This window comes from Pseudomonas sp. F-14 TE3482, assembly GCF_053629455.1.
The window spans coordinates 1,928,499-1,953,058 of record NZ_JBRJII010000001.1; the positions used below are offsets into that span (position 1 = coordinate 1,928,499).

General features: G+C 55.5%; 35 protein-coding genes. 34 read left to right on the plus strand and 1 reads right to left on the minus strand.

All coding sequences use genetic code 11. From position 1 onward, the window contains the following. The first annotated feature begins 25 nt into the window (after positions 1 to 25). The 32 genes from fusA to bfr all read left to right on the plus strand — a co-directional run bounded on the left by fusA (position 26) and on the right by bfr (position 19,526). A complete protein-coding gene (gene fusA, locus AB7M26_RS08585) occupies positions 26 to 2,131 on the plus strand; it encodes an elongation factor G (protein ID WP_007896659.1) in 2,106 nt (701 codons plus the stop codon). A gap of 31 nt (positions 2,132 to 2,162) precedes the next feature. Next, positions 2,163 to 3,356, plus strand: coding sequence for an elongation factor Tu (gene tuf / locus AB7M26_RS08590; RefSeq protein WP_007896660.1), 1,194 nt, complete (start codon positions 2,163 to 2,165; stop codon positions 3,354 to 3,356). 157 nt (positions 3,357 to 3,513) lie between these two features. Beyond that, positions 3,514 to 3,825 carry a 30S ribosomal protein S10 gene (rpsJ, locus tag AB7M26_RS08595; protein WP_003186070.1) on the plus strand — a complete coding sequence of 104 codons (312 nt, stop codon included), beginning with the start codon at positions 3,514 to 3,516 and terminating at the stop codon, positions 3,823 to 3,825. Positions 3,826 to 3,905: 80 nt separating this feature from the next. Continuing rightward, positions 3,906 to 4,541, plus strand: a complete 636-nt coding sequence (rplC, locus tag AB7M26_RS08600; RefSeq protein ID WP_003186059.1) for a 50S ribosomal protein L3 — start codon at positions 3,906 to 3,908, stop codon at positions 4,539 to 4,541. A 12-nt stretch (positions 4,542 to 4,553) separates the two neighbouring features. Then, positions 4,554 to 5,156 (plus strand): 50S ribosomal protein L4, encoded by a 603-nt coding sequence (gene rplD / locus AB7M26_RS08605; RefSeq protein WP_007896707.1) that lies wholly within the window; start codon positions 4,554 to 4,556, stop codon positions 5,154 to 5,156. Next, positions 5,153 to 5,452, plus strand: a complete 300-nt coding sequence (gene rplW, locus AB7M26_RS08610; RefSeq protein ID WP_002555488.1) for a 50S ribosomal protein L23 — start codon at positions 5,153 to 5,155, stop codon at positions 5,450 to 5,452. The genes rplD and rplW overlap by 4 nt, the downstream gene beginning before the upstream one ends. A 14-nt stretch (positions 5,453 to 5,466) precedes the next feature. Further along, positions 5,467 to 6,291: a 50S ribosomal protein L2 gene (gene rplB / locus AB7M26_RS08615; RefSeq protein WP_003176423.1), complete on the plus strand. Its 825-nt coding sequence runs from the start codon at positions 5,467 to 5,469 to the stop codon at positions 6,289 to 6,291. Between the two features lie 16 nt (positions 6,292 to 6,307). Continuing rightward, positions 6,308 to 6,583, plus strand: coding sequence for a 30S ribosomal protein S19 (gene rpsS, locus AB7M26_RS08620; RefSeq protein WP_002555486.1), 276 nt, complete (start codon positions 6,308 to 6,310; stop codon positions 6,581 to 6,583). Positions 6,584 to 6,596: 13 nt separating this feature from the next. Further along, positions 6,597 to 6,929, plus strand: a complete 333-nt coding sequence (rplV, locus tag AB7M26_RS08625) for a 50S ribosomal protein L22 (RefSeq protein ID WP_003103908.1) — start codon at positions 6,597 to 6,599, stop codon at positions 6,927 to 6,929. Positions 6,930 to 6,942: 13 nt separating this feature from the next. Further along, positions 6,943 to 7,629 carry a 30S ribosomal protein S3 gene (gene rpsC, locus AB7M26_RS08630; RefSeq protein WP_003176422.1) on the plus strand — a complete coding sequence of 229 codons (687 nt, stop codon included), beginning with the start codon at positions 6,943 to 6,945 and terminating at the stop codon, positions 7,627 to 7,629. A 12-nt stretch (positions 7,630 to 7,641) separates the two neighbouring features. Continuing rightward, the gene (gene rplP, locus AB7M26_RS08635; protein WP_007896757.1) at positions 7,642 to 8,055 is read left to right on the plus strand and encodes a 50S ribosomal protein L16; all 414 of its coding nucleotides are present in this window, start codon (positions 7,642 to 7,644) and stop codon (positions 8,053 to 8,055) included. Next, positions 8,055 to 8,246, plus strand: coding sequence for a 50S ribosomal protein L29 (gene rpmC, locus AB7M26_RS08640; protein WP_002555481.1), 192 nt, complete (start codon positions 8,055 to 8,057; stop codon positions 8,244 to 8,246). Before rplP ends, rpmC begins: the two co-directional genes overlap by 1 nt. A gap of 2 nt (positions 8,247 to 8,248) precedes the next feature. After that, entirely contained in the window at positions 8,249 to 8,515 is a 267-nt protein-coding gene (gene rpsQ / locus AB7M26_RS08645) for a 30S ribosomal protein S17 (protein ID WP_003176419.1), read from the plus strand. Between the two features lie 23 nt (positions 8,516 to 8,538). Further along, positions 8,539 to 8,907 (plus strand): 50S ribosomal protein L14, encoded by a 369-nt coding sequence (gene rplN / locus AB7M26_RS08650; RefSeq protein ID WP_002555479.1) that lies wholly within the window; start codon positions 8,539 to 8,541, stop codon positions 8,905 to 8,907. Between the two features lie 11 nt (positions 8,908 to 8,918). After that, on the plus strand, positions 8,919 to 9,233 hold the full coding sequence (gene rplX, locus AB7M26_RS08655) for a 50S ribosomal protein L24 (protein ID WP_007896770.1): 315 nt from the start codon (positions 8,919 to 8,921) through the stop codon (positions 9,231 to 9,233). A 20-nt stretch (positions 9,234 to 9,253) separates the two neighbouring features. Beyond that, positions 9,254 to 9,793, plus strand: a complete 540-nt coding sequence (gene rplE, locus AB7M26_RS08660) for a 50S ribosomal protein L5 (protein ID WP_003176415.1) — start codon at positions 9,254 to 9,256, stop codon at positions 9,791 to 9,793. A 13-nt stretch (positions 9,794 to 9,806) separates the two neighbouring features. After that, complete coding sequence (gene rpsN / locus AB7M26_RS08665; protein WP_003176414.1) at positions 9,807 to 10,112, plus strand: 30S ribosomal protein S14; 306 nt, start codon at positions 9,807 to 9,809, stop codon at positions 10,110 to 10,112. 210 nt (positions 10,113 to 10,322) lie between these two features. After that, positions 10,323 to 10,715: a 30S ribosomal protein S8 gene (rpsH, locus tag AB7M26_RS08670; RefSeq protein ID WP_003186040.1), complete on the plus strand. Its 393-nt coding sequence runs from the start codon at positions 10,323 to 10,325 to the stop codon at positions 10,713 to 10,715. Between the two features lie 12 nt (positions 10,716 to 10,727). After that, positions 10,728 to 11,261 (plus strand): 50S ribosomal protein L6, encoded by a 534-nt coding sequence (gene rplF / locus AB7M26_RS08675; RefSeq protein WP_003176412.1) that lies wholly within the window; start codon positions 10,728 to 10,730, stop codon positions 11,259 to 11,261. Between the two features lie 10 nt (positions 11,262 to 11,271). Then, positions 11,272 to 11,622, plus strand: a complete 351-nt coding sequence (gene rplR, locus AB7M26_RS08680; protein ID WP_003186037.1) for a 50S ribosomal protein L18 — start codon at positions 11,272 to 11,274, stop codon at positions 11,620 to 11,622. 3 nt (positions 11,623 to 11,625) lie between these two features. Next, entirely contained in the window at positions 11,626 to 12,126 is a 501-nt protein-coding gene (gene rpsE / locus AB7M26_RS08685; protein ID WP_003186035.1) for a 30S ribosomal protein S5, read from the plus strand. A gap of 2 nt (positions 12,127 to 12,128) precedes the next feature. Next, on the plus strand, positions 12,129 to 12,305 hold the full coding sequence (gene rpmD / locus AB7M26_RS08690; RefSeq protein WP_003186033.1) for a 50S ribosomal protein L30: 177 nt from the start codon (positions 12,129 to 12,131) through the stop codon (positions 12,303 to 12,305). A 3-nt stretch (positions 12,306 to 12,308) separates the two neighbouring features. Beyond that, positions 12,309 to 12,746, plus strand: a complete 438-nt coding sequence (gene rplO / locus AB7M26_RS08695) for a 50S ribosomal protein L15 (protein WP_007896782.1) — start codon at positions 12,309 to 12,311, stop codon at positions 12,744 to 12,746. After that, on the plus strand, positions 12,747 to 14,075 hold the full coding sequence (secY, locus tag AB7M26_RS08700) for a preprotein translocase subunit SecY (protein ID WP_008073883.1): 1,329 nt from the start codon (positions 12,747 to 12,749) through the stop codon (positions 14,073 to 14,075). A 27-nt stretch (positions 14,076 to 14,102) separates the two neighbouring features. Then, positions 14,103 to 14,219, plus strand: a complete 117-nt coding sequence (gene rpmJ / locus AB7M26_RS08705) for a 50S ribosomal protein L36 (protein ID WP_002555468.1) — start codon at positions 14,103 to 14,105, stop codon at positions 14,217 to 14,219. A 130-nt stretch (positions 14,220 to 14,349) separates the two neighbouring features. Further along, on the plus strand, positions 14,350 to 14,706 hold the full coding sequence (gene rpsM, locus AB7M26_RS08710; RefSeq protein ID WP_003186020.1) for a 30S ribosomal protein S13: 357 nt from the start codon (positions 14,350 to 14,352) through the stop codon (positions 14,704 to 14,706). A gap of 30 nt (positions 14,707 to 14,736) precedes the next feature. Further along, a complete protein-coding gene (gene rpsK / locus AB7M26_RS08715; RefSeq protein WP_002555466.1) occupies positions 14,737 to 15,126 on the plus strand; it encodes a 30S ribosomal protein S11 in 390 nt (129 codons plus the stop codon). Between the two features lie 18 nt (positions 15,127 to 15,144). Then, entirely contained in the window at positions 15,145 to 15,765 is a 621-nt protein-coding gene (gene rpsD / locus AB7M26_RS08720) for a 30S ribosomal protein S4 (RefSeq protein ID WP_003176404.1), read from the plus strand. Positions 15,766 to 15,787: 22 nt separating this feature from the next. Next, the gene (locus AB7M26_RS08725; RefSeq protein WP_003186012.1) at positions 15,788 to 16,789 is read left to right on the plus strand and encodes a DNA-directed RNA polymerase subunit alpha; all 1,002 of its coding nucleotides are present in this window, start codon (positions 15,788 to 15,790) and stop codon (positions 16,787 to 16,789) included. Between the two features lie 42 nt (positions 16,790 to 16,831). Beyond that, positions 16,832 to 17,218 (plus strand): 50S ribosomal protein L17, encoded by a 387-nt coding sequence (rplQ, locus tag AB7M26_RS08730; RefSeq protein WP_007896790.1) that lies wholly within the window; start codon positions 16,832 to 16,834, stop codon positions 17,216 to 17,218. 239 nt (positions 17,219 to 17,457) lie between these two features. Then, positions 17,458 to 18,906, plus strand: a complete 1,449-nt coding sequence (locus AB7M26_RS08735) for a catalase (RefSeq protein WP_123498444.1) — start codon at positions 17,458 to 17,460, stop codon at positions 18,904 to 18,906. A 155-nt stretch (positions 18,907 to 19,061) separates the two neighbouring features. Beyond that, positions 19,062 to 19,526: a bacterioferritin gene (gene bfr, locus AB7M26_RS08740; protein ID WP_007896795.1), complete on the plus strand. Its 465-nt coding sequence runs from the start codon at positions 19,062 to 19,064 to the stop codon at positions 19,524 to 19,526. 63 nt (positions 19,527 to 19,589) lie between these two features. Here the strand turns inward: bfr and uvrA are convergent, their stop codons facing one another. Next, on the minus strand, positions 19,590 to 22,424 hold the full coding sequence (gene uvrA, locus AB7M26_RS08745) for an excinuclease ABC subunit UvrA (protein ID WP_008008903.1): 2,835 nt from the start codon (positions 22,422 to 22,424) through the stop codon (positions 19,590 to 19,592). 191 nt (positions 22,425 to 22,615) lie between these two features. Between uvrA and AB7M26_RS08750 the strand changes: the two genes are divergently transcribed. Beyond that, a complete protein-coding gene (locus AB7M26_RS08750; RefSeq protein WP_038981318.1) occupies positions 22,616 to 24,013 on the plus strand; it encodes an MFS transporter in 1,398 nt (465 codons plus the stop codon). 9 nt (positions 24,014 to 24,022) lie between these two features. Further along, entirely contained in the window at positions 24,023 to 24,547 is a 525-nt protein-coding gene (locus AB7M26_RS08755) for a single-stranded DNA-binding protein (protein WP_007896798.1), read from the plus strand. The last annotated feature ends 13 nt before the right edge of the window (positions 24,548 to 24,560 follow it).

A 24,560-nucleotide genomic window follows, 5' to 3' on the forward strand; every position in this document is an offset into this window, starting at 1 on the left:
GCGTCACTAATTTTGCGAGGGCTTTATGGCTCGTACTACACCGATTAACCGCTACCGTAACATTGGTATCGTTGCTCACGTGGATGCTGGTAAAACCACCACCACCGAGCGCGTCCTTTTTTACACTGGCAAAAGTCACAAAATGGGCGAGGTGCATGACGGCGCCGCGACCACAGACTGGATGGTGCAGGAGCAGGAGCGTGGTATTACCATTACTTCTGCTGCCATTACCGCCTTCTGGCAGGGTTCCGAGAAGCAGCACAAGGACCAATACCGCTTCAACGTCATCGACACCCCGGGCCACGTTGACTTCACTATTGAAGTTGAGCGTTCCCTGCGTGTTCTCGACGGCGCGGTCGTTGTGTTCTGCGGCACCTCGGGTGTTGAGCCTCAGTCGGAAACCGTATGGCGTCAAGCCAACAAATACGGCGTTCCACGTCTTGTTTACGTAAACAAGATGGACCGTGCTGGTGCGAACTTCCTGCGCGTGATCGGTCAGATCAAGCAGCGTCTGGGTCACACTCCGGTGCCAATCCAGTTGGCCATCGGTTCCGAAGACAACTTCCAGGGTCAGATCGATCTGATGTCCATGGAAGCTGTTTACTGGAATGACGCTGACAAAGGCATGGTTCCAGTTCGCAAGCCTATCCCTGCTGAGTTGCAGGAACTGGCTGACGAGTGGCGCGGCAACATGGTTGAGGCTGCGGCCGAAGCCAGCGAAGAGCTGATGAACAAGTACCTCGAAGGTGAAGAGCTCACCAACGCGGAAATCAAGGCCGCTCTGCGTCAGCGTACTATCGCTGGTGAGATCGTTCTGGCTGTTTGCGGTTCTTCCTTCAAGAACAAGGGTGTTCCCCTGGTTCTCGACGCCGTGATCGACTACCTGCCTGCTCCTACCGACATTCCTGCCATCAAGGGTACTGACCCGGATGACGAGACCAAGGAAATGGAGCGTCACGCAGACGACAGCGAGCCGTTCTCGGCTCTGGCGTTCAAGATCGCTACCGACCCATTCGTGGGTACCTTGACCTTTGTTCGAGTTTACTCGGGCGTGTTGGCCTCCGGCGACGGCGTGATCAACTCGGTTAAAGGCAAGAAAGAGCGCGTGGGTCGTATGGTGCAAATGCACGCAAACGCCCGTGAAGAAATCAAGGAAGTGCGCGCTGGTGACATCGCGGCCTTGATCGGCATGAAGGACGTCACCACTGGTGAAACTTTGTGCAACGCTGACAAGCCAATCATCCTGGTTCGCATGGACTTCCCGGAGCCGGTTATTTCGGTTGCCGTAGAGCCTAAGACCAAGGACGACCAGGAAAAAATGGGTATCGCTCTGGGCAAGCTCGCTCAGGAAGATCCATCTTTCCGCGTCAAGACTGATGAAGAGACTGGTCAAACGATCATCTCCGGCATGGGCGAGTTGCACCTGGACATCCTGGTTGACCGGATGCGCCGTGAGTTCAACGTCGAAGCCAACATCGGCAAGCCTCAAGTTTCGTACCGTGAGCGCATCACGAAGAGCTGCGAGATTGAAGGCAAGTTCGTTCGCCAGTCCGGCGGTCGTGGCCAGTTCGGTCACTGCTGGATTCGTTTTGCTCCTGCTGACGAAGGTCAGGAAGGTCTGCAATTCCTGAACGAAGTAGTGGGTGGTGTGGTTCCTAAGGAATACATCCCGGCTATCCAGAAGGGTATCGAAGAGCAGATGAAGAACGGCGTTGTTGCCGGCTATCCGCTGATCGGCCTGAAGGCTACCGTGTTTGATGGTTCCTACCACGACGTCGACTCCAACGAGATGGCGTTTAAAGTGGCTGCTTCCATGGCAACCAAGCAACTGGCCCAGAAGGGCGGTGGTGAGTTGCTTGAGCCGATCATGGCGGTAGAGGTTGTTACGCCTGAAGACTATATGGGTGACGTGATGGGCGACCTTAACCGTCGTCGCGGCATGATCCTGGGTATGGAAGACACGGTCTCCGGCAAAGTGATTCGCGCCGAAGTTCCGCTGGGTGAGATGTTCGGTTATGCGACCGACGTCCGTTCCATGTCCCAAGGTCGCGCAAGCTACTCTATGGAATTCAAAAAATACAATACAGCTCCGTCGCATATCGTCGAAACTGTTACCAAAAAACAAGGCTGATTCAGCCCCTTTAGGCTAGGAGTTAATTGTCGTGGCTAAAGAAAAATTTGACCGTACCCTCCCGCACGTCAACGTTGGCACCATCGGTCACGTCGACCACGGTAAAACCACGCTGACCGCTGCTCTGACTCGCGTCTGCTCCGAAGTTTTCGGTTCGGCCGTTGTAGCTTTCGACAAAATCGACAGCGCTCCGGAAGAAAAGGCTCGTGGTATCACCATCAACACCGCGCACGTTGAATACAACTCGCTGATCCGTCACTACGCTCACGTTGACTGCCCAGGTCACGCTGACTATGTGAAGAACATGATCACCGGTGCTGCTCAGATGGACGGCGCTATCCTGGTTTGCTCGGCCGCTGATGGTCCGATGCCACAAACCCGTGAGCACATCCTGCTGTCCCGTCAGGTTGGCGTTCCGTACATCGTTGTCTTCCTGAACAAGGCTGACATGGTTGACGACGCTGAGCTGCTGGAACTGGTTGAGATGGAAGTGCGCGATCTGCTGAGCACTTACGACTTCCCAGGTGACGACACTCCGATCATCATCGGTTCGGCTCTGATGGCTCTGAACGGCCAAGACGACAACGAAATGGGCACCACTGCCGTTCGTAAACTGGTTGAGACTCTGGACAGCTACATTCCGGATCCAGTTCGTGTTATCGACAAGCCGTTCCTGATGCCAATCGAAGACGTATTCTCGATCTCCGGTCGCGGTACTGTTGTAACTGGCCGTATCGAGCGCGGTATCGTCAAGGTTCAGGATCCACTGGAAATCGTTGGTCTGCGTGACACTACCGTCACCACCTGCACCGGTGTTGAAATGTTCCGTAAGCTGCTCGACGAAGGTCGTGCTGGCGAGAACTGCGGCGTTCTGCTGCGTGGTACCAAGCGTGACGACGTTGAGCGTGGCCAGGTTCTGGTTAAGCCAGGTTCGGTTAAGCCGCACACCAAGTTCGAAGCTGAAGTCTACGTTCTGAGCAAGGAAGAAGGCGGTCGTCACACTCCGTTCTTCAAAGGCTACCGTCCACAGTTCTACTTCCGTACTACTGACGTGACTGGTAACTGCGAACTGCCGGAAGGCGTTGAAATGGTAATGCCAGGCGACAACATCAAAATGGTTGTCACCCTGATCAAGACCATCGCAATGGAAGACGGTCTGCGTTTCGCTATCCGTGAAGGCGGTCGTACCGTCGGCGCTGGCGTCGTAGCCAAAATCATCGAGTAAGCTCTTTTTTGAGTTAGCTTTGATGAGTTGAAAAAGCCTCCGCTTAGCGGGGGCTTTTTTATTGGGTTGACACCTATATGGGGCGTCTATAGAATTGCGCCTCCTTTTAACGGGCGTATTGCGCTCGGTGGGAATAGCAGCCGGAGTCTGAAATCCAATGCAAAATCAGCAAATCCGTATCAGGTTGAAGGCTTTTGACCATCGCCTGATCGACCAATCCACCCAGGAAATCGTGGAAACCGCGAAACGTACTGGTGCTCAAGTGCGTGGTCCAATTCCACTGCCTACCCGTAAAGAGCGGTTCACCGTTCTGGTCTCCCCGCACGTCAACAAAGACGCGCGTGACCAGTACGAGATCCGTACTCATAAGCGCGTTCTGGACATCGTTCAGCCAACGGATAAAACCGTTGATGCACTTATGAAGCTTGATCTTGCGGCCGGTGTGGAAGTGCAGATCAGCCTCGGCTAAGACTCGGTCTTAGTCGTGTAACGCTCTGAAATGGGCGGCCATAGCGGGTGAAAGCCCCGTACACTCATGAGGTTTACAACATGACTATTGGTGTAGTCGGTCGTAAATGCGGTATGACCCGTATTTTCACCGAAGAAGGTGTCTCCATTCCGGTCACGGTCATTGAGATCGAGCCGAATCGCGTCACCCAGTTCAAAACTGAAGAGACCGATGGCTATCGTGCAGTGCAAGTCACTGTAGGCGAGCGTCGTGCTTCGCGTGTTACAGCTGCTCAGGCTGGCCACTTCGCTAAAGCGAACGTTGCCGCTGGTCGTACCGTAATGGAATTCCGTCTTGAAGAAGGCGAGTACCAGGCCGGCGATCTGATCAACGCTGAAATCTTCGCTGCTGGTCAACTGGTTGATGTAACCGGTCAGTCCAAAGGTAAAGGCTTCCAGGGTACGATCAAGCGTTGGAACTTCCGCGGGCAAGATAATACCCACGGTAACTCCGTGTCCCACCGCGTTCCAGGCTCTATCGGCCAGTGCCAGACTCCTGGTCGTGTATTCAAGGGCAAAAAAATGTCCGGTCATATGGGCGCTGAGCGCGTGACCGTGCAGTCCCTCGAAGTAGTGCGCGTGGACGCTGAACGCAATCTGTTGTTGGTCAAGGGCGCTGTTCCTGGCGCTACTGGCGGCAACTTGGTTGTACGTCCAGCAGCCAAGGCTCGCGGTTAAGGGGAAGCTGACATGCAATTAAATGTAAATGACGCTCAAGCGATCGAAGTTTCCGAACTGACATTTGGCGGCGAATTCAACGAGACGCTGGTTCACCAAGCAGTCGTGGCCTACATGGCCGGCGGCCGTCAAGGTAGCAAGCAGCAAAAGACCCGTTCCGACGTTCGTGGTGGCGGTAAGCGCCCATGGCGTCAGAAAGGTACTGGCCGTGCTCGTGCCGGTACTATCCGTAGCCCAATCTGGCGTGGCGGCGGTACCACTTTCGCAGCTCGTCCTCAGGATCACACCCAGAAGCTGAACAAGAAGATGTATCGCGCAGCAATGCGTTCCATCCTTGCTGAGCTGGTGCGTACTGATCGTCTGGTTGTGGTTCAGGACTTCGCTGTTGATGCACCGAAGACCAAAGATCTGCTGAACAAACTGACCGGCATGGGCCTGACTGACGTCTTGATCGTGTCTGAAGTGGTTGATCAGAACCTGTACCTGGCTGCTCGCAACCTGCCGCACGTTGACGTACGTGACGTGCAAGGTTCCGATCCAGTTAGTCTGATCGCATACGACAAGGTGTTGATCACCGTGTCGGCCGTGAAGAAATTCGAGGAGCTGCTGGGATGAACCAGGAACGCGTATTTAAAGTTCTGCTTGGCCCGCACGTTTCCGAGAAGGCTACGGTTCTGGCTGACAAGAAAGGCCAGTTCGTTTTCAAGGTTGCAACTGACGCAACCAAGCTGGAAATCAAGAAGGCCGTCGAAAGCCTGTTCAGCGTGAAAGTAGAGCGTGTTACTACCCTGAATGTTCTGGGTAAGAGCAAGCGCACTGCTCGCGGTCTGGGCAAGCGTAATGACTGGAAGAAGGCAGTTATCTCCCTTCAGCCAGGCCAAGATCTCGATTTCAGCAGCAGTGCTGAGTAAGGAAGGGGTGCATCATGGCAATCGTTAAATGCAAACCGACTTCCCCTGGCCGCCGTTTTGTGGTCAAGGTGGTCAACCAGGAGCTGCATAAAGGCGCTCCTCACGCACCGCTGCTCGAGAAAAAATCGAAGACTGGTGGTCGTAACAACAATGGTCGTATTACCACTCGTCACATCGGTGGTGGCCATAAGCAGCATTATCGTCTGGTCGATTTCCGTCGCAACGACAAAGATGGCATCTCTGCCACTGTTGAGCGTATTGAATACGATCCAAACCGTACTGCTCACATCGCTCTGCTGCTGTACGCAGATGGCGAGCGTCGCTACATCATCGCCCCTAAAGGCGTGAGTGCTGGTGACCAGCTGATCGCAGGTGCTTTGGCGCCGATCAAGCCGGGCAACGCTCTGCAACTGCGTAACATTCCAGTTGGTAGCACCGTACACGGCATCGAATTGAAGCCAGGTAAAGGCGCGCAAATCGCTCGTTCCGCTGGTGCTTCGGCTCAGCTGATCGCTCGTGAAGGTGTCTACGTGACCCTGCGTCTGCGTTCTGGTGAGATGCGTAAAGTGCTGGCTGAATGCCGCGCGACCCTGGGTGAAGTCTCGAACTCCGAGCACAGCCTGCGTTCGCTGGGTAAAGCTGGTGCCAAACGCTGGCGTGGCGTTCGCCCAACCGTTCGTGGTGTTGCCATGAACCCGGTTGACCACCCACATGGTGGTGGTGAAGGTCGTACCTCTGGTGGTCGTCATCCGGTATCGCCATGGGGCTTCCCGACTAAGGGCGCGAAGACTCGTGGTAATAAGCGTACCGACAAAATGATCGTCCGTCGTCGCAAGTAAATAGAGGGATACGACAGTGCCACGTTCTCTGAAAAAAGGTCCTTTTATTGATCTTCACCTACTGAAGAAGATCGAAGTGGCGGCGGAAAAGAACGATCGCAAACCAGTTAAGACCTGGTCGCGCCGTTCCATGATCCTGCCACAAATGGTCGGTTTGACCATTGCAGTGCATAACGGTCGTCAACATGTTCCAGTTCTCGTGAACGAAGACATGGTCGGCCACAAACTGGGCGAGTTTGCCGGTACCCGCACATATCGTGGGCACGTGGCAGACAAGAAAGCCAAGCGTTAAGGGGTAAGGAACGATGGAAGTAGCCGCTAAGTTGTCGGGCGCTCGAATCTCCGCCCAGAAAGCCCGCTTGGTCGCCGACCAGATCCGCGGGAAGAAGGTGGGCGAAGCGCTCAACCTGTTGGCTTTCAGCAGTAAGAAAGCCGCCGAGATCATGAAGAAAGTGCTGGAGTCGGCCGTAGCCAACGCCGAGCATAACGAAGGCGCAGACGTTGATGACCTGAAGGTCAGCACCGTTTTCGTCAACGAAGGGCGTTCGCTGAAGCGAATCATGCCACGTGCCAAAGGCCGTGCTGATCGCATCGTCAAGCGGTCTTGCCATATCACTGTCAAGGTTGCTGACAAGTAACGGAGTCGAAGAGATGGGTCAGAAAGTACATCCCATTGGCATTCGCCTGGGAATCGTCAAGGAGCACACCTCCGTCTGGTACGCAGACGGTCGGACTTATGCGGACTATTTGTTCGCTGATCTGAAGGTGCGTGAGTATCTCCAAGACAAACTAAAAAGCGCGTCCGTAAGCCGTATCGATATCCATCGTCCGGCTCAGACTGCACGTATCACCATCCACACCGCTCGTCCAGGTATCGTTATCGGGAAGAAAGGTGAAGATGTTGAGAAACTGCGTCAGGACCTGACCAAGCAAATGGGTGTGCCTGTGCACATCAATATCGAAGAGATCCGCAAGCCGGAGCTCGACGGTATGCTGGTTGCGCAGAGCGTAGCTCAGCAGCTGGAGCGTCGCGTAATGTTCCGTCGCGCTATGAAGCGCGCTGTTCAGAACGCCATGCGCATTGGTGCCAAAGGCATCAAAATCCAAGTGAGCGGTCGTCTCGGCGGTGCTGAAATCGCACGTACTGAATGGTATCGCGAAGGTCGTGTGCCACTGCACACCCTGCGTGCCGACATCGACTATGCCAACTACGAAGCTCACACCACTTACGGTGTGATCGGTGTAAAGGTTTGGATCTTCAAAGGCGAAGTAATTGGTGGTCGCCAAGAAGAACTGAAACCACAAGCACCAGCGCCTCGTAAAAAAGCTGCTAAGTAAGGGGTACGCCAAATGTTGCAACCAAAGCGTACGAAGTTCCGCAAGCAGATGACAGGCCACAACCGTGGTCTGGCTCAGCGCGGTAGCAAAGTCAGCTTCGGCGAGTTCGCGCTGAAGTCTGTAGCTCGTGGTCGTCTCACCGCTCGTCAGATCGAGTCAGCGCGTCGTGCTCTGACCCGTCACGTTAAACGTGGCGGCAAGATCTGGATCCGTGTATTCCCGGACAAGCCTATTTCCAAAAAGCCACTCGAAGTTCGGATGGGTAAAGGTAAGGGTAGTGTGGAGTACTGGGTTGCCCAGATTCAGCCAGGCAAAGTCCTGTATGAAATCGAGGGTGTTTCTGAAGAGCTGGCGCGTGAGGCTTTTGCCCTGGCTGCTGCAAAGCTGCCGCTCGCCACCGCCTTTGTTAAACGGACGGTGATGTGATGAAAGCGAATGAACTTCGTGAAAAATCCGCACAGCAGCTGAACGAGCAACTGCTCGGCTTGCTGCGCGACCAGTTCAATCTGCGTATGCAGAAAGCAACTGGCCAGTTGGGGCAGTCTCATCTGCTCTCGCAAGTTAAGCGTGACATCGCTCGCGTGAAGACTGTGCTCAACCAGCAGGCAGGTAAGTAATCATGGCTGAAGCCGAAAAAACTGTCCGTACGCTGACTGGCCGTGTTGTCAGCGACAAGATGGACAAAACCATCACCGTTCTGATCGAGCGTCGCGTTAAGCACCCGATCTACGGTAAATACGTTAAGCGTTCGACTAAGCTGCACGCGCACGACGAAACCAATCAGTGCCACATCGGCGACAAAGTCACTATTCGTGAAACTCGTCCTTTGGCCAAGACCAAGTCTTGGGCGCTGGTTGATGTTCTCGAACGCGCTGTGGAAGTCTAAGGACTAGGGGTCGGAGAAATTATATGATTCAGACTCAATCCATGCTCGATGTGGCCGATAACAGCGGCGCTCGCCGTGTTATGTGCATCAAGGTGCTGGGTGGCTCCCATCGTCGTTACGCTGGTATCGGTGACATCATCAAAGTTACCGTGAAGGAAGCAATTCCTCGCGGTAAAGTGAAAAAAGGCCAAGTGATGACTGCTGTAGTAGTCCGCACTCGTCACGGCGTACGTCGTGCTGATGGCTCCATTATCCGCTTTGATGGCAACGCTGCTGTTCTTCTGAACAACAAGCAAGAGCCGATCGGCACCCGTATCTTTGGGCCAGTGACCCGTGAACTTCGTACTGAGAAGTTCATGAAGATCGTCTCGCTCGCCCCAGAAGTGCTGTAAGGAGATCCGACATGCAAAAGATTCGTCGTGACGACGAGATCATCGTGATCGCCGGCAAAGACAAAGGTAAGCGCGGTAAGGTGCTTAAGGTTCTCGCTGACGACCGTCTGGTCGTTGGTGGTCTGAACCTGGTTAAGCGTCATACCAAGCCAAACCCGATGTCGGGCGTACAAGGCGGTATCGTCGAGAAAGAAGCGCCACTGCACGCTTCCAACGTTGCCATTTTCAACGGCGAAACCAACAAGGCTGATCGCGTTGGTTTTAAAGTAGAAGACGGCAAGAAAATTCGTGTCTTCAAGTCGACCCAAAAAGCGGTTGATGCTTGAACACTGCTAGGTAGAAGACCATGGCACGACTAAAAGAGATTTACTGGAAGGAAATCGCACCGAAGCTTAAGGAAGAACTTAAGCTTTCGAACGTGATGGAAGTTCCACGCGTTACCAAAATCACCCTGAACATGGGTCTGGGCGAAGCAGTCGGTGACAAAAAAGTCATCGAGCACGCTGTTGCCGACCTGGAAAAGATCACCGGTCAGAAAGTCGTTGTGACTTACGCTCGGAAATCCATCGCTGGCTTTAAAGTCCGTGAAGGTTGGCCGATCGGCGTCAAAGTGACTCTGCGCCGTGAGCGTATGTATGAATTCCTGGATCGTCTGCTGTCGATCTCCCTGCCTCGGGTTCGCGACTTCCGCGGCCTGAATGCCAAGTCCTTCGATGGTCGTGGTAACTACAGCATGGGCGTTAAAGAGCAGATCATCTTCCCGGAAATCGACTACGACAAGATCGATGCTCTCCGCGGTCTGGACATTACCCTGACCACCACTGCCAAGAACGATGATGAAGGTCGCGCTCTGCTGCGCGCTTTCAAATTCCCGTTCCGCAACTGATTGGAGTAGGAAAATGGCCAAGATGAGCATGAAAAACCGCGAGCTGAAGCGTCAGCTCACGGTTGCCAAGTACGCCAAAAAGCGTGCAGCACTGAAAGCTATCATCGTTGATCTGAACGCAAGTCCAGAAGCGCGTTGGGAAGCTACAGTAGCTCTGCAGAAGCAGCCACGTGACGCAAGCGCTTCGCGCATGCGTAACCGCTGCCGCCTGACCGGTCGTCCACACGGCGTTTACCGCAAGTTCGGCCTCGGCCGTAACAAGCTGCGTGAAGCTGCCATGCGTGGTGACGTACCTGGTCTGGTTAAAGCCAGCTGGTAAGCACTGTCAAAGTCTCGGTGTTCGGGATCGCAAGATCCTGACCATCGGTGACCTTGAACTTGAATCAAGCCCCTATTGGGGCTTGATTCATTTGTGGGGTGTGTCTAGAATACCCGGCTCGCCTGAGCCCGTGCTTTTTTCGCGCGGATGTACTCGGCGACACGTAGTAGCCGCAAGGCTAATTTTTTGTGTATTAGGAGCGTCTAGCCCATGAGTATGCAGGACCCGTTAGCGGACATGCTAACTCGAATCCGTAATGCCCAGATGGCTGAAAAGTCCGTCGTAAGCATGCCATCTTCTACTTTGAAGGTAGCTGTTGCCAAAGTCCTGAAGGACGAAGGTTACATTGCGGGTTATCAGATCAGCAGCGAAATCAAACCACTGCTGTCCATCGAGCTGAAGTACTTCGAAGGCCGTCCGGTCATCGAAGAAGTGAAGCGCGTTAGCCGTCCAGGCCTGCGTCAGTACAAGTCCGTCGATGATCTGCCAAAAGTTCGTGGCGGTCTCGGTGTGTCTATCGTCTCCACCAACAAGGGTGTGATGACGGATCGTGCTGCGCGCGCTGCCGGTGTCGGCGGCGAAGTTCTTTGCACTGTGTTCTAAGGGGGGATAAGCATGTCACGCGTCGCTAAGAACCCCGTTAAGCTGCCAGCCGGTGTCGAAGTCAAATTCGCAGGCCAACAGCTTTCGGTGAAGGGTGCCAAGGGTACTCTTGAACTGAACATCCATTCGTCCGTTGAGATCGTTGAAGAAGCCGGTGAGCTGCGTTTTGCTGCTCGCAATGGCGATCAACAGACTCGCGCAATGGCTGGTACCACTCGTGCGTTGGTTAACAACATGGTCCAAGGCGTAAGCCAAGGCTTCGAGCGCAAGCTCCAGCTGGTCGGTGTTGGTTATAAAGCGCAAGCAAAAGGCACAGTGCTGAACCTGGCTCTTGGCTTCTCGCACCCAGTGGATTATGAACTGCCGGAAGGCATCACCGCTGAGACTCCTAGCCAGACCGATATCCTGATCAAGGGCATCGATAAGCAGCTGGTAGGTCAAGTGGCCGCCGAGATCCGCGACTTCCGTCCACCAGAGCCGTACAAAGGCAAAGGTGTGCGCTACGCGGACGAAGTCGTCCGTCGTAAAGAAGCCAAGAAGAAGTAGGGCATAGCAAATGACCGACAAAAAAGTTACTCGACTGCGTCGCGCTCGCAAAGCACGCCTGAAAATGCACGAACTCGAAGTCGTGCGTCTCTGCGTGTTCCGCTCGTCGCAGCACATCTACGCCCAGGTCATTTCGGCCGACGGCAACAAAGTCCTGGCAAGTGCCTCGACTTTGGATAAAGAACTGCGTGATGGGGCCACTGGCAACATCGACGCGGCCACTAAGGTTGGCCAGCTGGTCGCTACGCGTGCTAAAGCCGCTGGCGTCTCGCAGGTGGCTTTCGACCGCTCTGGCTTCAAGTACCACGGTCGCGTCAAGGCGCTGGCTGATGCTGCTCGTGAAGCTGGGCTGGAGTTCTAAGTTATGTCAAATAACGACCAAAAGCGCGACGAAGGCTACATCGAGAAGCTGGTTCAAGTTAACCGCGTAGCCAAAACCGTTAAAGGCGGCCGTATCTTCACTTTCACCGCGTTGACCGTGGTTGGTGATGGTAAAGGGCGTGTTGGCTTCGGCCGTGGCAAGTCGCGTGAAGTGCCTGCTGCGATCCAGAAGGCAATGGAAGCTGCTCGCCGCAACATGATCCAAGTTGATCTGAACGGCACCACTCTGCAGTACGCAATGAAGTCCGCCCATGGCGCTTCGAAGGTGTACATGCAGCCTGCTTCTGAAGGTACCGGTATCATCGCTGGCGGCGCTATGCGTGCTGTCCTCGAAGTTGCTGGCGTTCAGAACGTTCTGGCCAAGTGCTACGGCTCGACTAACCCGGTAAACGTGGTTCACGCCACTTTCAAAGGTTTGAAAGCTATGCAGTCTCCTGAATCCATTGCCGCCAAGCGTGGCAAAAGCGTCAAGGAGATCTTCTGATCATGGCTACCGTTAAAGTTACGCTGATCAAAAGCATGACCGGCCGCATCCCTAACCACAAACTGTGCGTTAAGGGTCTGGGTCTGCGTCGCATCGGTCACACTGTAGAAGTGCTTGATACTCCCGAGAATCGCGGGATGATCAACAAGGCTTACTACATGCTGCGTGTCGAGGGTTAATCGATGAAACTCAATGATCTGAGTCCAGCGCCGGGTTCCCGTCGCGAAAAGCATCGTCCGGGCCGTGGTATCGGTAGTGGTTTGGGCAAGACCGGTGGCCGTGGCCACAAAGGTCAGTCCTCCCGCTCCGGTGGCACCATTGCTCCAGGCTTTGAAGGCGGTCAACAGCCGCTGCATCGTCGCCTGCCGAAGTTCGGTTTCGTTTCCCTGAAAGCCATGGATCGCGCAGAAGTGCGTTTGTCCGAGCTGGCTAAAGTGGAAGGCGACATCGTCACCGTGCAGTCCCTGAAAGATGCCAACGTGATCAACGTCAACGTACAGCGTGTGAAAATCATGCTGTCCGGCGAAGTTACTCGCGCTGTCACCATCGGAAAGGGAATCGGCGCCACCAAAGGTGCGCGTGCGGCTATCGAAGCAGCTGGCGGCAAGTTCGAGGAATAAATGGCTAAGCAAGGTGCTCTCTCTGCGCTCGGCAAAGGCGGTATGTCTGAACTCTGGGCTCGTCTGCGTTTTCTATTCTTGGCGATTATCGTCTACCGAATAGGCGCACACATCCCGGTTCCAGGTATCAACCCGGACCGACTCGCGGACCTGTTTCGACAGAATGAGGGGACCATTCTTAGCTTGTTCAACATGTTTTCCGGCGGCGCGCTGGAACGGATGAGTATCTTTGCACTGGGGATCATGCCGTACATTTCGGCATCGATCATCATGCAACTGATGACCGCCGTCAGCCCGCAGCTGGAGCAGTTGAAGAAGGAAGGTGAAGCTGGGCGTCGCAAGATCGCTCAGTACACCCGCTACGGCACTGTCGTCCTCGCTCTCGTTCAGGCAATTGGCATGTCCATTGGTCTGGCGGGGCAGGGCGTTTCGTTCACTGGTGACTTTGGCTTCCATTTCGTCGCGGTATCCACGTTTGTGGCTGGTGCGATGTTCATGATGTGGCTGGGTGAGCAGATTACTGAGCGTGGTGTTGGCAACGGTATCTCGATGTTGATTTTCGCAGGTATCGTCGCCGGTCTTCCGAGAGCGATCGGGCAGTCTTTCGAGTCTGCGCGTCAGGGTGATATCAACATTTTTGCCCTGGTTGCCATCGGTTTGCTGGCAGTAGCGATTATCGGTTTCGTGGTGTTCATTGAGCGTGGTCAGCGTCGTATTGCTGTTCATTACGCCAAGCGCCAGCAGGGCCGCAAGGTCTTTGCTGCGCAGACTAGCCACTTGCCGTTGAAGGTGAACATGGCCGGTGTTATTCCGGCCATTTTCGCGAGCAGCATTTTGCTGTTCCCGGCTTCGTTGGGTACCTGGTTTGGTCAGTCTGAAGGTATGGGCTGGCTGCAGGACATCTCGCAGTCGATCGCTCCTGGTCAGCCGTTGAATATTCTGCTGTTTAGTGCAGGGATTATTTTCTTCTGCTTCTTCTATACGGCGTTGATGTTCAATCCGAAAGACGTAGCGGAAAACCTGAAGAAGTCCGGTGCCTTTATTCCGGGTATCCGTCCAGGTGAGCAGTCTGCGCGCTACATTGATGGCGTTCTGACTCGTTTGACCCTGTTCGGTGCTCTATATATGACGGCCGTGTGTCTGTTGCCCCAGTTCCTGGTGGTTGCGGCAAACGTTCCGTTCTACCTTGGCGGGACCTCGTTGCTGATCGTCGTCGTGGTTGTGATGGACTTCATGTCCCAAGTACAATCGCACCTCGTTTCGCACCAGTACGAATCCCTGATGAAGAAAGCCAACCTGAAGGGTTACGGCAGCGGCATGTTGCGCTGAGTACCCATAAGGTTCGAGGAGTTGGTGATGAAAGTTCGTGCATCGGTGAAAAAGCTGTGCCGTAACTGCAAGATTATTCGCCGCGAAGGTGTTGTTCGAGTAATTTGCAGCGCGGAACCGCGTCACAAACAGCGCCAAGGCTGAGTGTGATTGTGCTTCAAGCCCGGCAGCTAGTGCGCTGCCGGGTTGATTATTTGTTATTACAGCGATATTATCTCGCGCCCTATTTCTTGGCTTCCGGGGCGTAGGTAGCTGTCAATTGGAGTCCCACTGAATGGCCCGTATTGCAGGCGTTAACATTCCAGATAACAAGCATACTGTTATCTCGCTGACCTACATCTATGGTGTTGGTCGCACTACTGCACAGAAAATTTGTGCAGTGACTGGGGTAAACCCAGCCGCAAAGATCAAAGATCTGAGCGACGAGCAGATTGAACAGCTGCGTGGCGAAGTGGCGAAGTTCACCACTGAAGGTGACCTGCGTCGCGAAATCAACATGAAAATCAAGCGTTTGATGGACCTCGGTTGCTATCGCGGTCTGCGTCATCGTCGTGGTCTTCCAGTGCGCGGTCAGCGTACGAAGACTAACGCGCGTACCCGTAAAGGTCCGCGTAAGCCGATCCGCAAGTAATCGCCCCAGCGAATCGACAGGAAATTAATCATGGCTAAACCTGCTGCTCGTCCTCGTAAAAAAGTTAAAAAGACAGTGGTTGATGGCATCGCCCACATCCATGCTTCTTTTAACAACACAATCGTGACCATCACCGACCGTCAAGGCAACGCTCTTTCCTGGGCTACCTCCGGTGGTTCGGGTTTCCGCGGTTCCCGCAAGTCCACCCCGTTCGCTGCTCAAGTAGCTGCTGAACGTGCTGGTCAAGCTGCGCTGGAATACGGCCTGAAAAACCTCGACGTTAACGTCAAAGGTCCAGGCCCAGGTCGTGAATCTGCAGTCCGCGCTTTGAACGGCTGTGGCTACAAGATCGCCAGCATCACCGACGTGACGCCAATCCCGCACAACGGGTGCCGTCCGCCGAAGAAGCGCCGCGTGTAATCCAGGAGATTGTAAAGAATGGCTCGTTACATTGGTCCAAAATGCAAACTCGCTCGTCGCGAAGGCACCGATCTCTTTCTGAAGAGCGGCGTGCGCGCGATCGAATCGAAGTGCAACATCGAAGCAGCACCTGGTATCCACGGCCAACGCCGCGGTCGCCAGTCCGATTACGGCACCCAACTGCGTGAAAAGCAGAAGGTCCGTCGTATCTACGGCGTTCTCGAGCGTCAATTCAGCGGCTACTACAAAGAAGCTGCTGGCAAGAAAGGCGCAACTGGCGAAAACCTGTTGCAGCTGCTCGAATGCCGTCTGGACAACGTTGTATACCGTATGGGTTTTGGCTCTACTCGTGCCGAATCCCGTCAGCTGGTATCGCACAAGTCGATCAGCGTTAACGGTCAGACCGTAAACGTTCCGTCTTACCAGGTTCGTGCTGGTGACGTGGTCGCAGTTCGCGAGAAAGCAAAGAACCAACTTCGCATTGTCCAAGCTCTCGATCTGTGTGCCCAACGTGGCCGCGTAGAATGGGTAGAAGTAGACACTGAGAAGAAGTCGGGCGTTTTCAAGAACGTTCCTGCTCGCAGTGATCTGTCCGCCGACATCAACGAAAGCCTGATTGTCGAGCTCTACTCCAAGTAAGGGCTAGAAAATAGGTGCATCCATGCAGATTTCGGTAAATGAGTTCCTGACACCCCGCCATATTGATGTGCAGGTTGTCAGTCCAACCCGCGCCAAGATCACTCTCGAGCCTCTCGAGCGTGGTTTTGGCCACACCCTGGGCAACGCGCTGCGCCGCATCCTGTTGTCCTCAATGCCCGGCTGTGCAGTAGTCGAGGCCGAGATTGACGGTGTGCTCCATGAGTACAGCGCCATCGAAGGTGTACAGGAAGACGTAATTGAAATCCTGTTGAACCTTAAAGGTCTGGCTATCAAGCTGCACGGTCGAGACGAAGTTACGCTGACCTTGTCGAAGAAGGGTTCGGGGGTGGTTACCGCTGCCGATATTCAGCTGGATCATGATGTCGAGATCGTTAACCCCGATCACGTAATCGCTAACCTGGCGTCTAACGGCGCCCTGAACATGAAGCTCACCGTAGCTCGTGGTCGTGGTTATGAACCGGCAGACTCGCGTCAGAGCGATGAAGACGAAAGCCGCAGCATCGGTCGCTTGCAGCTTGACTCTTCGTTCAGCCCGGTTCGCCGTATCGCTTACGTGGTGGAAAACGCCCGTGTCGAACAGCGTACTAACCTGGACAAGCTGGTTATTGATCTGGAAACCAACGGTACCCTGGATCCTGAAGAGGCTATCCGCCGTGCTGCAACCATTCTGCAACAGCAGTTGGCTGCGTTCGTCGATCTCAAAGGTGACAGTGAGCCAGTGGTTGTCGAGCAGGAAGACGAGATCGATCCGATCCTGCTTCGCCCGGTTGACGATCTGGAACTGACTGTACGTTCGGCTAACTGCCTTAAGGCGGAAAACATCTACTACATCGGTGACCTGATTCAGCGTACCGAAGTAGAGCTGTTGAAGACTCCGAACCTTGGCAAGAAATCCTTGACTGAAATCAAGGACGTTCTGGCCTCCCGCGGTCTGTCCCTCGGCATGCGCCTCGACAACTGGCCGCCTGCAAGTCTTAAGAAGGACGACAAGGCGACTGCCTGATCGTCGTAATCACCGAACGTTGTGTTTGGTAAGGAATGAACCATGCGTCATCGTAAAAGTGGTCGTCACCTGAGCCGCACCAGCTCGCACCGCAAGGCCATGTTTCAAAACATGGCGGTGTCGCTGTTCGAGCACGAGCTGATCAAAACTACACTGCCAAAAGCCAAAGAACTGCGTCGCGTTGCTGAGCCGCTGATCACTTTGGCCAAGACAGACAGTCTGGCTAACCGCCGTCTGGCTTTCGACCGTACTCGTTCGAAAGCTATCGTTGGTAAGCTCTTCAACGACCTGGGCAAGCGTTACGCTACCCGTGAGGGTGGCTACCTGCGCATCCTCAAGTGCGGCTTCCGCACTGGCGACAACGCGCCTATGGCGTACGTCGAGTTGGTTGATCGTCCTGTCGGCGGTGAAGCTGTATCCGCTGAGTAAGACGTCAGTCTGAAACAAAGAACCGGGCCTAGTGCCCGGTTTTTTGTGCGTGTAAGAAACGCGCTGTTTGTACAAGCTTCCTTGCGGTTCATGCCTTCAGTATATGAGGGGGATTGTTGGTAGTATTTTTCTATTGATGTCTGCAAATTAATGAATTTGTAGGTGCCATGATTGATGGTCAATACTCCTTCCCACGCCGATTAGCCGGCAGTTCCAAAACTGACAGAGGATGAGATCGCATGAGCCAAAACAAAACGCTTACGACCGCCAGTGGCGCTCCTGTCGCCGACAACCAGAATTCCCGCTCCGCCGGCCCTCGTGGTCCTTTGCTGCTCGACGATTTCCACCTGATCGAGAAGCTTGCTCATTTCAACCGTGAAAACATCCCTGAGCGTCGTGTACACGCTAAAGGTTCGGGTGCTTACGGTACGTTCACCGTGACTCGCGACATCACTCAGTACACCAGTGCCAAGCTGTTTGAGTCCGTCGGCAAACAAACCCCGACATTCTTGCGATTCTCCACTGTGGGCGGCGAACGCGGTTCGGCTGACACCGAGCGTGATCCCCGCGGTTTTGCCCTGAAGTTCTACACAGAAGAAGGCAACTGGGACATCGTCGGTAACAACACGCCGGTGTTCTTCATTCGTGATCCGCTGAAATTCCCTGACTTCATCCATACCCAGAAACGCCTGCCGCAAAGCAACCTGAAAAGCGCGCAGATGATGTGGGATTTCTGGTCGCACTCGCCTGAGGCATTGCACCAGATCACCATTTTGTTCTCGGACCGCGGCATCCCTGACGGCTATCGCCACATGCATGGCTTCGGCAGTCACACCTACAGCCTGATCAACGCCAATGGCGAACGCCACTGGGTGAAGTGGCACTACAAAACCAGGCAAGGGATCAAGAACCTCGCTCCGGCAGAAGCAGCACGCCTGGCGGGTACCGATCCGGATTACGCGCAACGTGATCTGTTCGGCGCCATTGAGCGCGGTGATTTCCCGAAATGGAGTGTCAATATCCAGATCATGACCGAGGCTCAGGCTGCGGCTCACTACGAGAACCCGTTCGACGTGACCAAGACCTGGTCGCAGAAAGAGTTCCCATTGATCGAGGTGGGTGAGCTTGAACTCAACCGCAATCCGCTGAACTACTTCGCTGAAGTCGAGCAGGCGGCGTTCGGCCCGAGCAACATGGTCCCGGGTGTCGGTCTGTCGCCTGACCGCATGCTGCAAGGTCGCGTGTTCGCTTACGCTGACGCTCACCGCTATCGTGTGGGGACCAATCACCAGCAACTGCCGGTGAACGCGCCTCGCAGCCCGGTCAACACTTACCAGCGCGACGGCTCCATGGCGTTTGGCGCCAATGGCGGCGCAGCGCCGAACTACGAACCGAACAGTTACGTAGAATCACCGAAACAGGCACCGCGCTACGCGGAACCTGCTTTGGCCTTGAGCGGCGCGGCTGATCGTTACGATCATCGCGAAGACACCGACTACTACAGCCACGCCGGTGCGTTGTTCCGTTTGATGAGCGAGGAACAGAAACAACTGCTGATCAACAACATTGCCGGCGCAATGGCAGGCGTTTCCAGCGATGTGGTTGATCGCCAATTGCAGCATTTCTTCAAGGCCGACCCGGCGTATGGAGAAGCAATCGCAAAGGCACTCAACGTACAGCTTAACTAAGTCTAAACGATAAGCAGAACCGCCCTCATTTGGGCGGTTTTTGCGTTATTTAAGCTGCTTTTCTAAGAATATCTTCGCTTTTATAGCGTCGGGCGAGTGACCTTCCAGTCAGGTTGGTTCAAACTACAGACTTTAAAGCAGGGAGATGTAGGGCGATGCAAGGTCACCCAGACGTAATCGATTACCTCAACACGTTGCTGACAGGCGAACTGGCAGCCCGTGATCAATATTTCGTCCATTCGCGGATGTATGAGGACTGGGGTTTCACCAAGCTCTACGAACGTATCAACCACGAGATGGAAGAAGAAGCCGGGCACGCTGATGCCCTGATGCGTCGTATTCTGATGCTCGAAGGCACGCCTCGCATGCGTCCGGACGACCTTGATGTGGGCACCACTGTGCCGGACATGCTCGCCGCTGACCTGCGCCTGGAATACAAAGTCCGCGCCGCGCTCTGCAAGGGCATTGAACTCTGCGAGCAGCACAAGGACTATGTCAGCCGCGAGATGCTGCGGGTTCAATTGCATGACACCGAAGAAGACCACACCTACTGGCTTGAAAAGCAGATGGGTCTGATCAAGTTGATCGGTCTCGAGAACTACCTGCAATCCCACGCCTGATTACACCGATACAAAAAGCCCCTGTCACTGAGCAAGTGACAGGGGCTTTTTTTGGAGCCGGATTCAGGCCCGATCACGTTCCAGCAGTGGCTTGAGGTAGAAGCCGGTATGCGACTGCTTCATCTCCGACACTTCCTCTGGCGTACCGACGGCAATGATCTGTCCACCCTTGGAACCACCTTCCGGCCCCAGGTCCACCAACCAGTCGGCGGTCTTGATCACGTCCAGGTTGTGCTCGATCACCACCACGGTATTACCGTGGTCGCGCAGACGATGCAGTACGTCGAGCAGTTGCTGGATATCCGCAAAGTGCAGGCCGGTGGTCGGCTCATCGAGGATGTATAGCGTCTTGCCGGTATCACGCTTGGACAGCTCGCGAGACAGTTTCACCCGCTGGGCTTCACCGCCGGACAGCGTCGTCGCCGATTGCCCCAGCTTGATGTACGAAAGGCCTACGTCCATCAGCGTCTGAAGCTTGCGCGCCAAAGCTGGGACGGCGTCGAAGAACACCCGGGCTTCCTCGATAGTCATCTCGAGGGTTTCGTGGATGCTCTTGCCCTTGTACTTGATCTCCAGCGTCTCGCGGTTGTAACGCTTGCTCTTGCAGACGTCGCACGGGACATAGATGTCCGGCAGGAAGTGCATTTCCACCTTGATCAGGCCATCGCCCTGACAGGCTTCGCAACGACCACCCTTCACGTTGAAGGAGAAACGCCCCGGCCCATAACCGCGGGAGCGGGATTCCGGCACACCGGCGAACAACTCGCGAATCGGCGTGAACAGCCCGGTATAGGTCGCGGGGTTGGAGCGCGGTGTGCGACCGATCGGGCTCTGGTCGATGTCCACAACCTTGTCCAGATGTTCCAGGCCTTTAATGCTGTCGTGAGCAGCCGCTTCCAGGGTCGTTGCCCCATTGAGTGCGGTAGCGCTCAAAGGAAACAGTGTGTTGTTGATCAGCGTTGACTTGCCTGAACCGGAAACACCCGTCACGCAGGTCAACAGGCCGATCGGAATCTCCAGATCGACATTGCGCAAATTGTTGCCGCGAGCGCCCTTGAGGGCTAGCGACAACTTCTTGTTACGCGGCGTGCGTTTGGCTGGCACTGCGATTTTTACACGACCCGAGAGGTACTTGCCGGTCAGTGAATCAGGGTGAGCCATGACCTCGGCCGGCGTACCTTCGGCAACGATATGCCCACCGTGTACACCCGCGCCCGGGCCGATATCCACCACATAGTCAGCCAGACGAATCGCATCCTCGTCGTGCTCGACCACGATCACCGTGTTGCCGATGTCTCGAAGATGTTTGAGGGTGCCCAGCAATCGGTCATTGTCCCGTTGATGCAGACCGATCGATGGTTCATCGAGAATGTACAGAACCCCCACCAAACCGGCGCCAATCTGACTGGCCAGACGGATCCGCTGGGCTTCGCCGCCGGACAGCGTGTCGGCACTACGATCCAGTGACAGATAGTCCAGGCCAACGTTGACCAGGAACTGCAAACGCTCGCGGATTTCCTTGAGAATCTTGTCGGCAATTTCGCCACGGCGACCGGTCAGTTTCAGTACGCCGAAATATTCGCAGGCGTCGCCAATCGGCAGATTGGTCACCGCCGGCAAGGTCTTCTCGCCAACCCACACGTGCCGCGCCTCGCGACGCAGACGGGTGCCGCGGCAATCCGGACAGGGCTGGGTGCTGAGGAATTTGGCCAGTTCTTCACGGACCGAAGCCGATTCGGTTTCGCGGTAGCGGCGTTCCAGGTTCGGCACGATGCCTTCGAACGGGTGCGAACGTTTGACGATGTCGCCACGGTCGTTCAGGTATTTGAAGTCGACGTTCTGCGAGCCACTGCCGTGCAGGATGAACTTCTGCTGATCGGCCGGCAGGTCGTTGAACGGCACTTCAAGGCTGAACTTGTAGTGCGAGGCCAGCGAGCCAAGCATCTGGAAGTAATAGACGTTGCGCCGGTCCCAGCCGCGGATCGCACCTTCGGCCAGGGTCAGTTCACCGTTCACCAGTCGTTTGGTGTCGAAGAACTGTTTAACCCCCAGACCATCGCAGGTCGGGCAGGCGCCGGCCGGGTTGTTGAAGGAAAACAGCTTGGGTTCCAGCTCGCTGATGGCGTGGCCGCAGATTGGGCAGGCGAAGCGCGCGGAGAAGATGATTTCTTCGCCGGGCTCGTCGTCCATTGGCGCCACCAGCGCAATACCGTCCGCCAGTTTCAGCGCGGTCTCGAACGATTCGGCCAGGCGTTGTTGCAGATCAGCGCGGACCTTGAAACGGTCGACCACGACGTCAATCGAATGCTTCTTCTGTTTATCCAGCTTCGGCAACTCGTCCAGCTCACAAAGCCTGCCATTGACCCGGGCCCGCACAAAACCCTGGGCGCGCAGTTCTTCGAAGACCGAAAGATGTTCGCCTTTGCGCTCGCGGATCACCGGGGCCAGCAGCATCAGTTTGCTGCCCTCCGGTTGTGCCAGCACCAGGTCGACCATCTGGCTGACGGTCTGGGCTTCCAGCGGAATGTCGTGGTCTGGGCAGCGCGGAATACCGACGCGAGCGTAGAGCAGGCGCAGGTAGTCGTAGATTTCGGTAATGGTGCCAACCGTCGAGCGCGGGTTGTGCGAGGTCGACTTCTGTTCGATGGAGATCGCTGGCGACAGACCTTCAATGGTGTCGACGTCAGGTTTTTCCATCATCGACAGGAATTGCCGGGCGTAAGCCGACAGCGATTCGACATAACGGCGCTGGCCTTCGGCGTACAGCGTGTCGAAGGCCAGGGACGACTTGCCGGATCCGGACAGGCCGGTGATGACGATCAGTTTGTCCCGTGGCAGGGTCAGGTCGATGTTCTTCAGGTTGTGGGTTCGGGCCCCACGAATCAGGATCTTGTCCAAAGTGGCCTCGCTCGGCGGGCGTCGAAAACGTAGGAGTATACGGCCAAATACTGGATGGATGCACACTATCAAATGAGGGTGGCGCAGCCTTGCATGAAGACTGTGTCATCTATACGCGTCATAGCGTCGCGATATACCCCGTCAATCGATGGGACTGGTAGAATCGCCGCCGGTTCACATGAGGTTTTTCCATGCACGATCCCCACAGCGAACGCATGAGTGGCAGTGAGACCCGCGCAGCAAGCGGTCTGGCCCTGGTGTTCGCCTTCCGTATGCTTGGCATGTTCATGGTGTTGCCGGTTCTGGCGACCTATGGGATGGACCTGGCAGGAGCGACCCCGGCCCTCATCGGGTTGGCGATTGGCGCTTACGGCCTGACCCAGGCGATCTTTCAGATTCCTTTTGGCTTCATTTCCGACCGCATCGGTCGACGTCCGGTGATTTATCTGGGGCTGATCATCTTCGCCCTGGGCAGCGTGCTGGCGGCCAATGCCGATTCGATCTGGGGTGTCATCGCCGGACGCATCCTGCAAGGTGCCGGGGCGATTTCTGCGGCGGTGATGGCGTTGCTGTCAGACCTGACCCGGGAACAGCATCGGACCAAAGCCATGGCCATGATCGGCATGACGATTGGTCTGTCGTTCGCTGTCGCCATGGTTGTAGGACCGCTGCTGACCCGTGTCTTCGGTTTGTCCGGGTTGTTCTTCGCCACCGGTGGCATGGCGCTGGTTGGCATCGTCATCGTGATGTTCATGGTGCCGCGTGCAACCGGGCCGTTGCAGCACCGCGAGTCCGGCGTTGCGCGCCAGGCGCTGATACCGACACTCAAGCATCCGGACCTGCTGCGCCTGGATCTGGGTATTTTTGTGTTGCACGCGATGTTGATGTCGAGCTTCGTTGCGTTGCCCCTGGCCCTGGTCGAAAAAGCCGGACTGCCCAAAGAGCAGCATTGGTGGGTGTACCTGACCGCGTTGCTGATTTCCTTCTTCGCCATGATCCCGTTCATTATCTACGGCGAGAAGCGACGCAAAATGAAACGAGTTTTGCTCGGTGCCGTCGTGACGCTGATGTTCACTGAGCTATTCTTCTGGCAGTTCGGCGACAGCTTGCGGGCTCTGGTGATTGGTACGGTGGTGTTCTTCACCGCGTTCAATCTGCTGGAAGCCTCCTTGCCATCGTTGATCAGCAAGGTTTCACCGGCAGGCGGCAAGGGCACAGCGATGGGGGTATATTCCACCAGTCAGTTCCTCGGTTCGGCACTGGGCGGGATCCTCGGCGGCTGGATGTTCCAGCACGGCGGTTTGTCGGTTGTATTCCTCGGATGCGCCGGCCTGGCTGCCCTCTGGCTGGCCTTTGCTGTTACCATGCGCGAACCACCTTACGTCACGAGCCTGCGCTTGCCGTTGTCGCCCGAGGCGATCCGCGAAGCGGGTCTGGTCGAGCGCCTGAAGGCCGTCGTAGGGGTAACAGATGCAGTGATCGTCGAAGATGAAGCGGCGATTTACATCAAATTGGACACAGAACTATTGGATCGCACCACCCTTGAGCGCCTGGTGAACAACCCGGCCGGGGCAGCGTGCGTAGCCTAGGAGAACGTTATGGCCCGTGGGGTTAACAAAGTCATATTGGTCGGCACTTGCGGCCAGGATCCCGAAGTTCGCTACTTGCCTAACGGTAACGCCGTGACCAACCTGAGTCTGGCGACCAGCGAACAGTGGACCGACAAGCAAACCGGTCAGAAGGTCGAGAAGACCGAATGGCACCGTGTTTCGATGTTCGGCAAGGTTGCCGAAATTGCCGGCGAATACCTGCGTAAAGGTTCGCAGGTGTACATCGAAGGCAAGCTGCAGACCCGCGAGTGGGAAAAAGACGGTATCAAGCGTTACACCACTGAAATCGTGGTCGACATGCAAGGCACCATGCAGCTGCTGGGCGGCCGTCCACAGCAGGGCGACCAACAAGGCGGGGGCAATAACTACCAGCAGTCCGCCCCGGCTCCACGCCAACAGGCTCCGCGTCCGCAGCAGTCGGCACCGCAACAGTCGCGTCCGGCTCCACAGCAGCAGGCCGCTCCTCAGCCGGCTCCGGATTTCGACAGCTTTGATGACGATATCCCGTTCTAAAAAGCAGCTATCC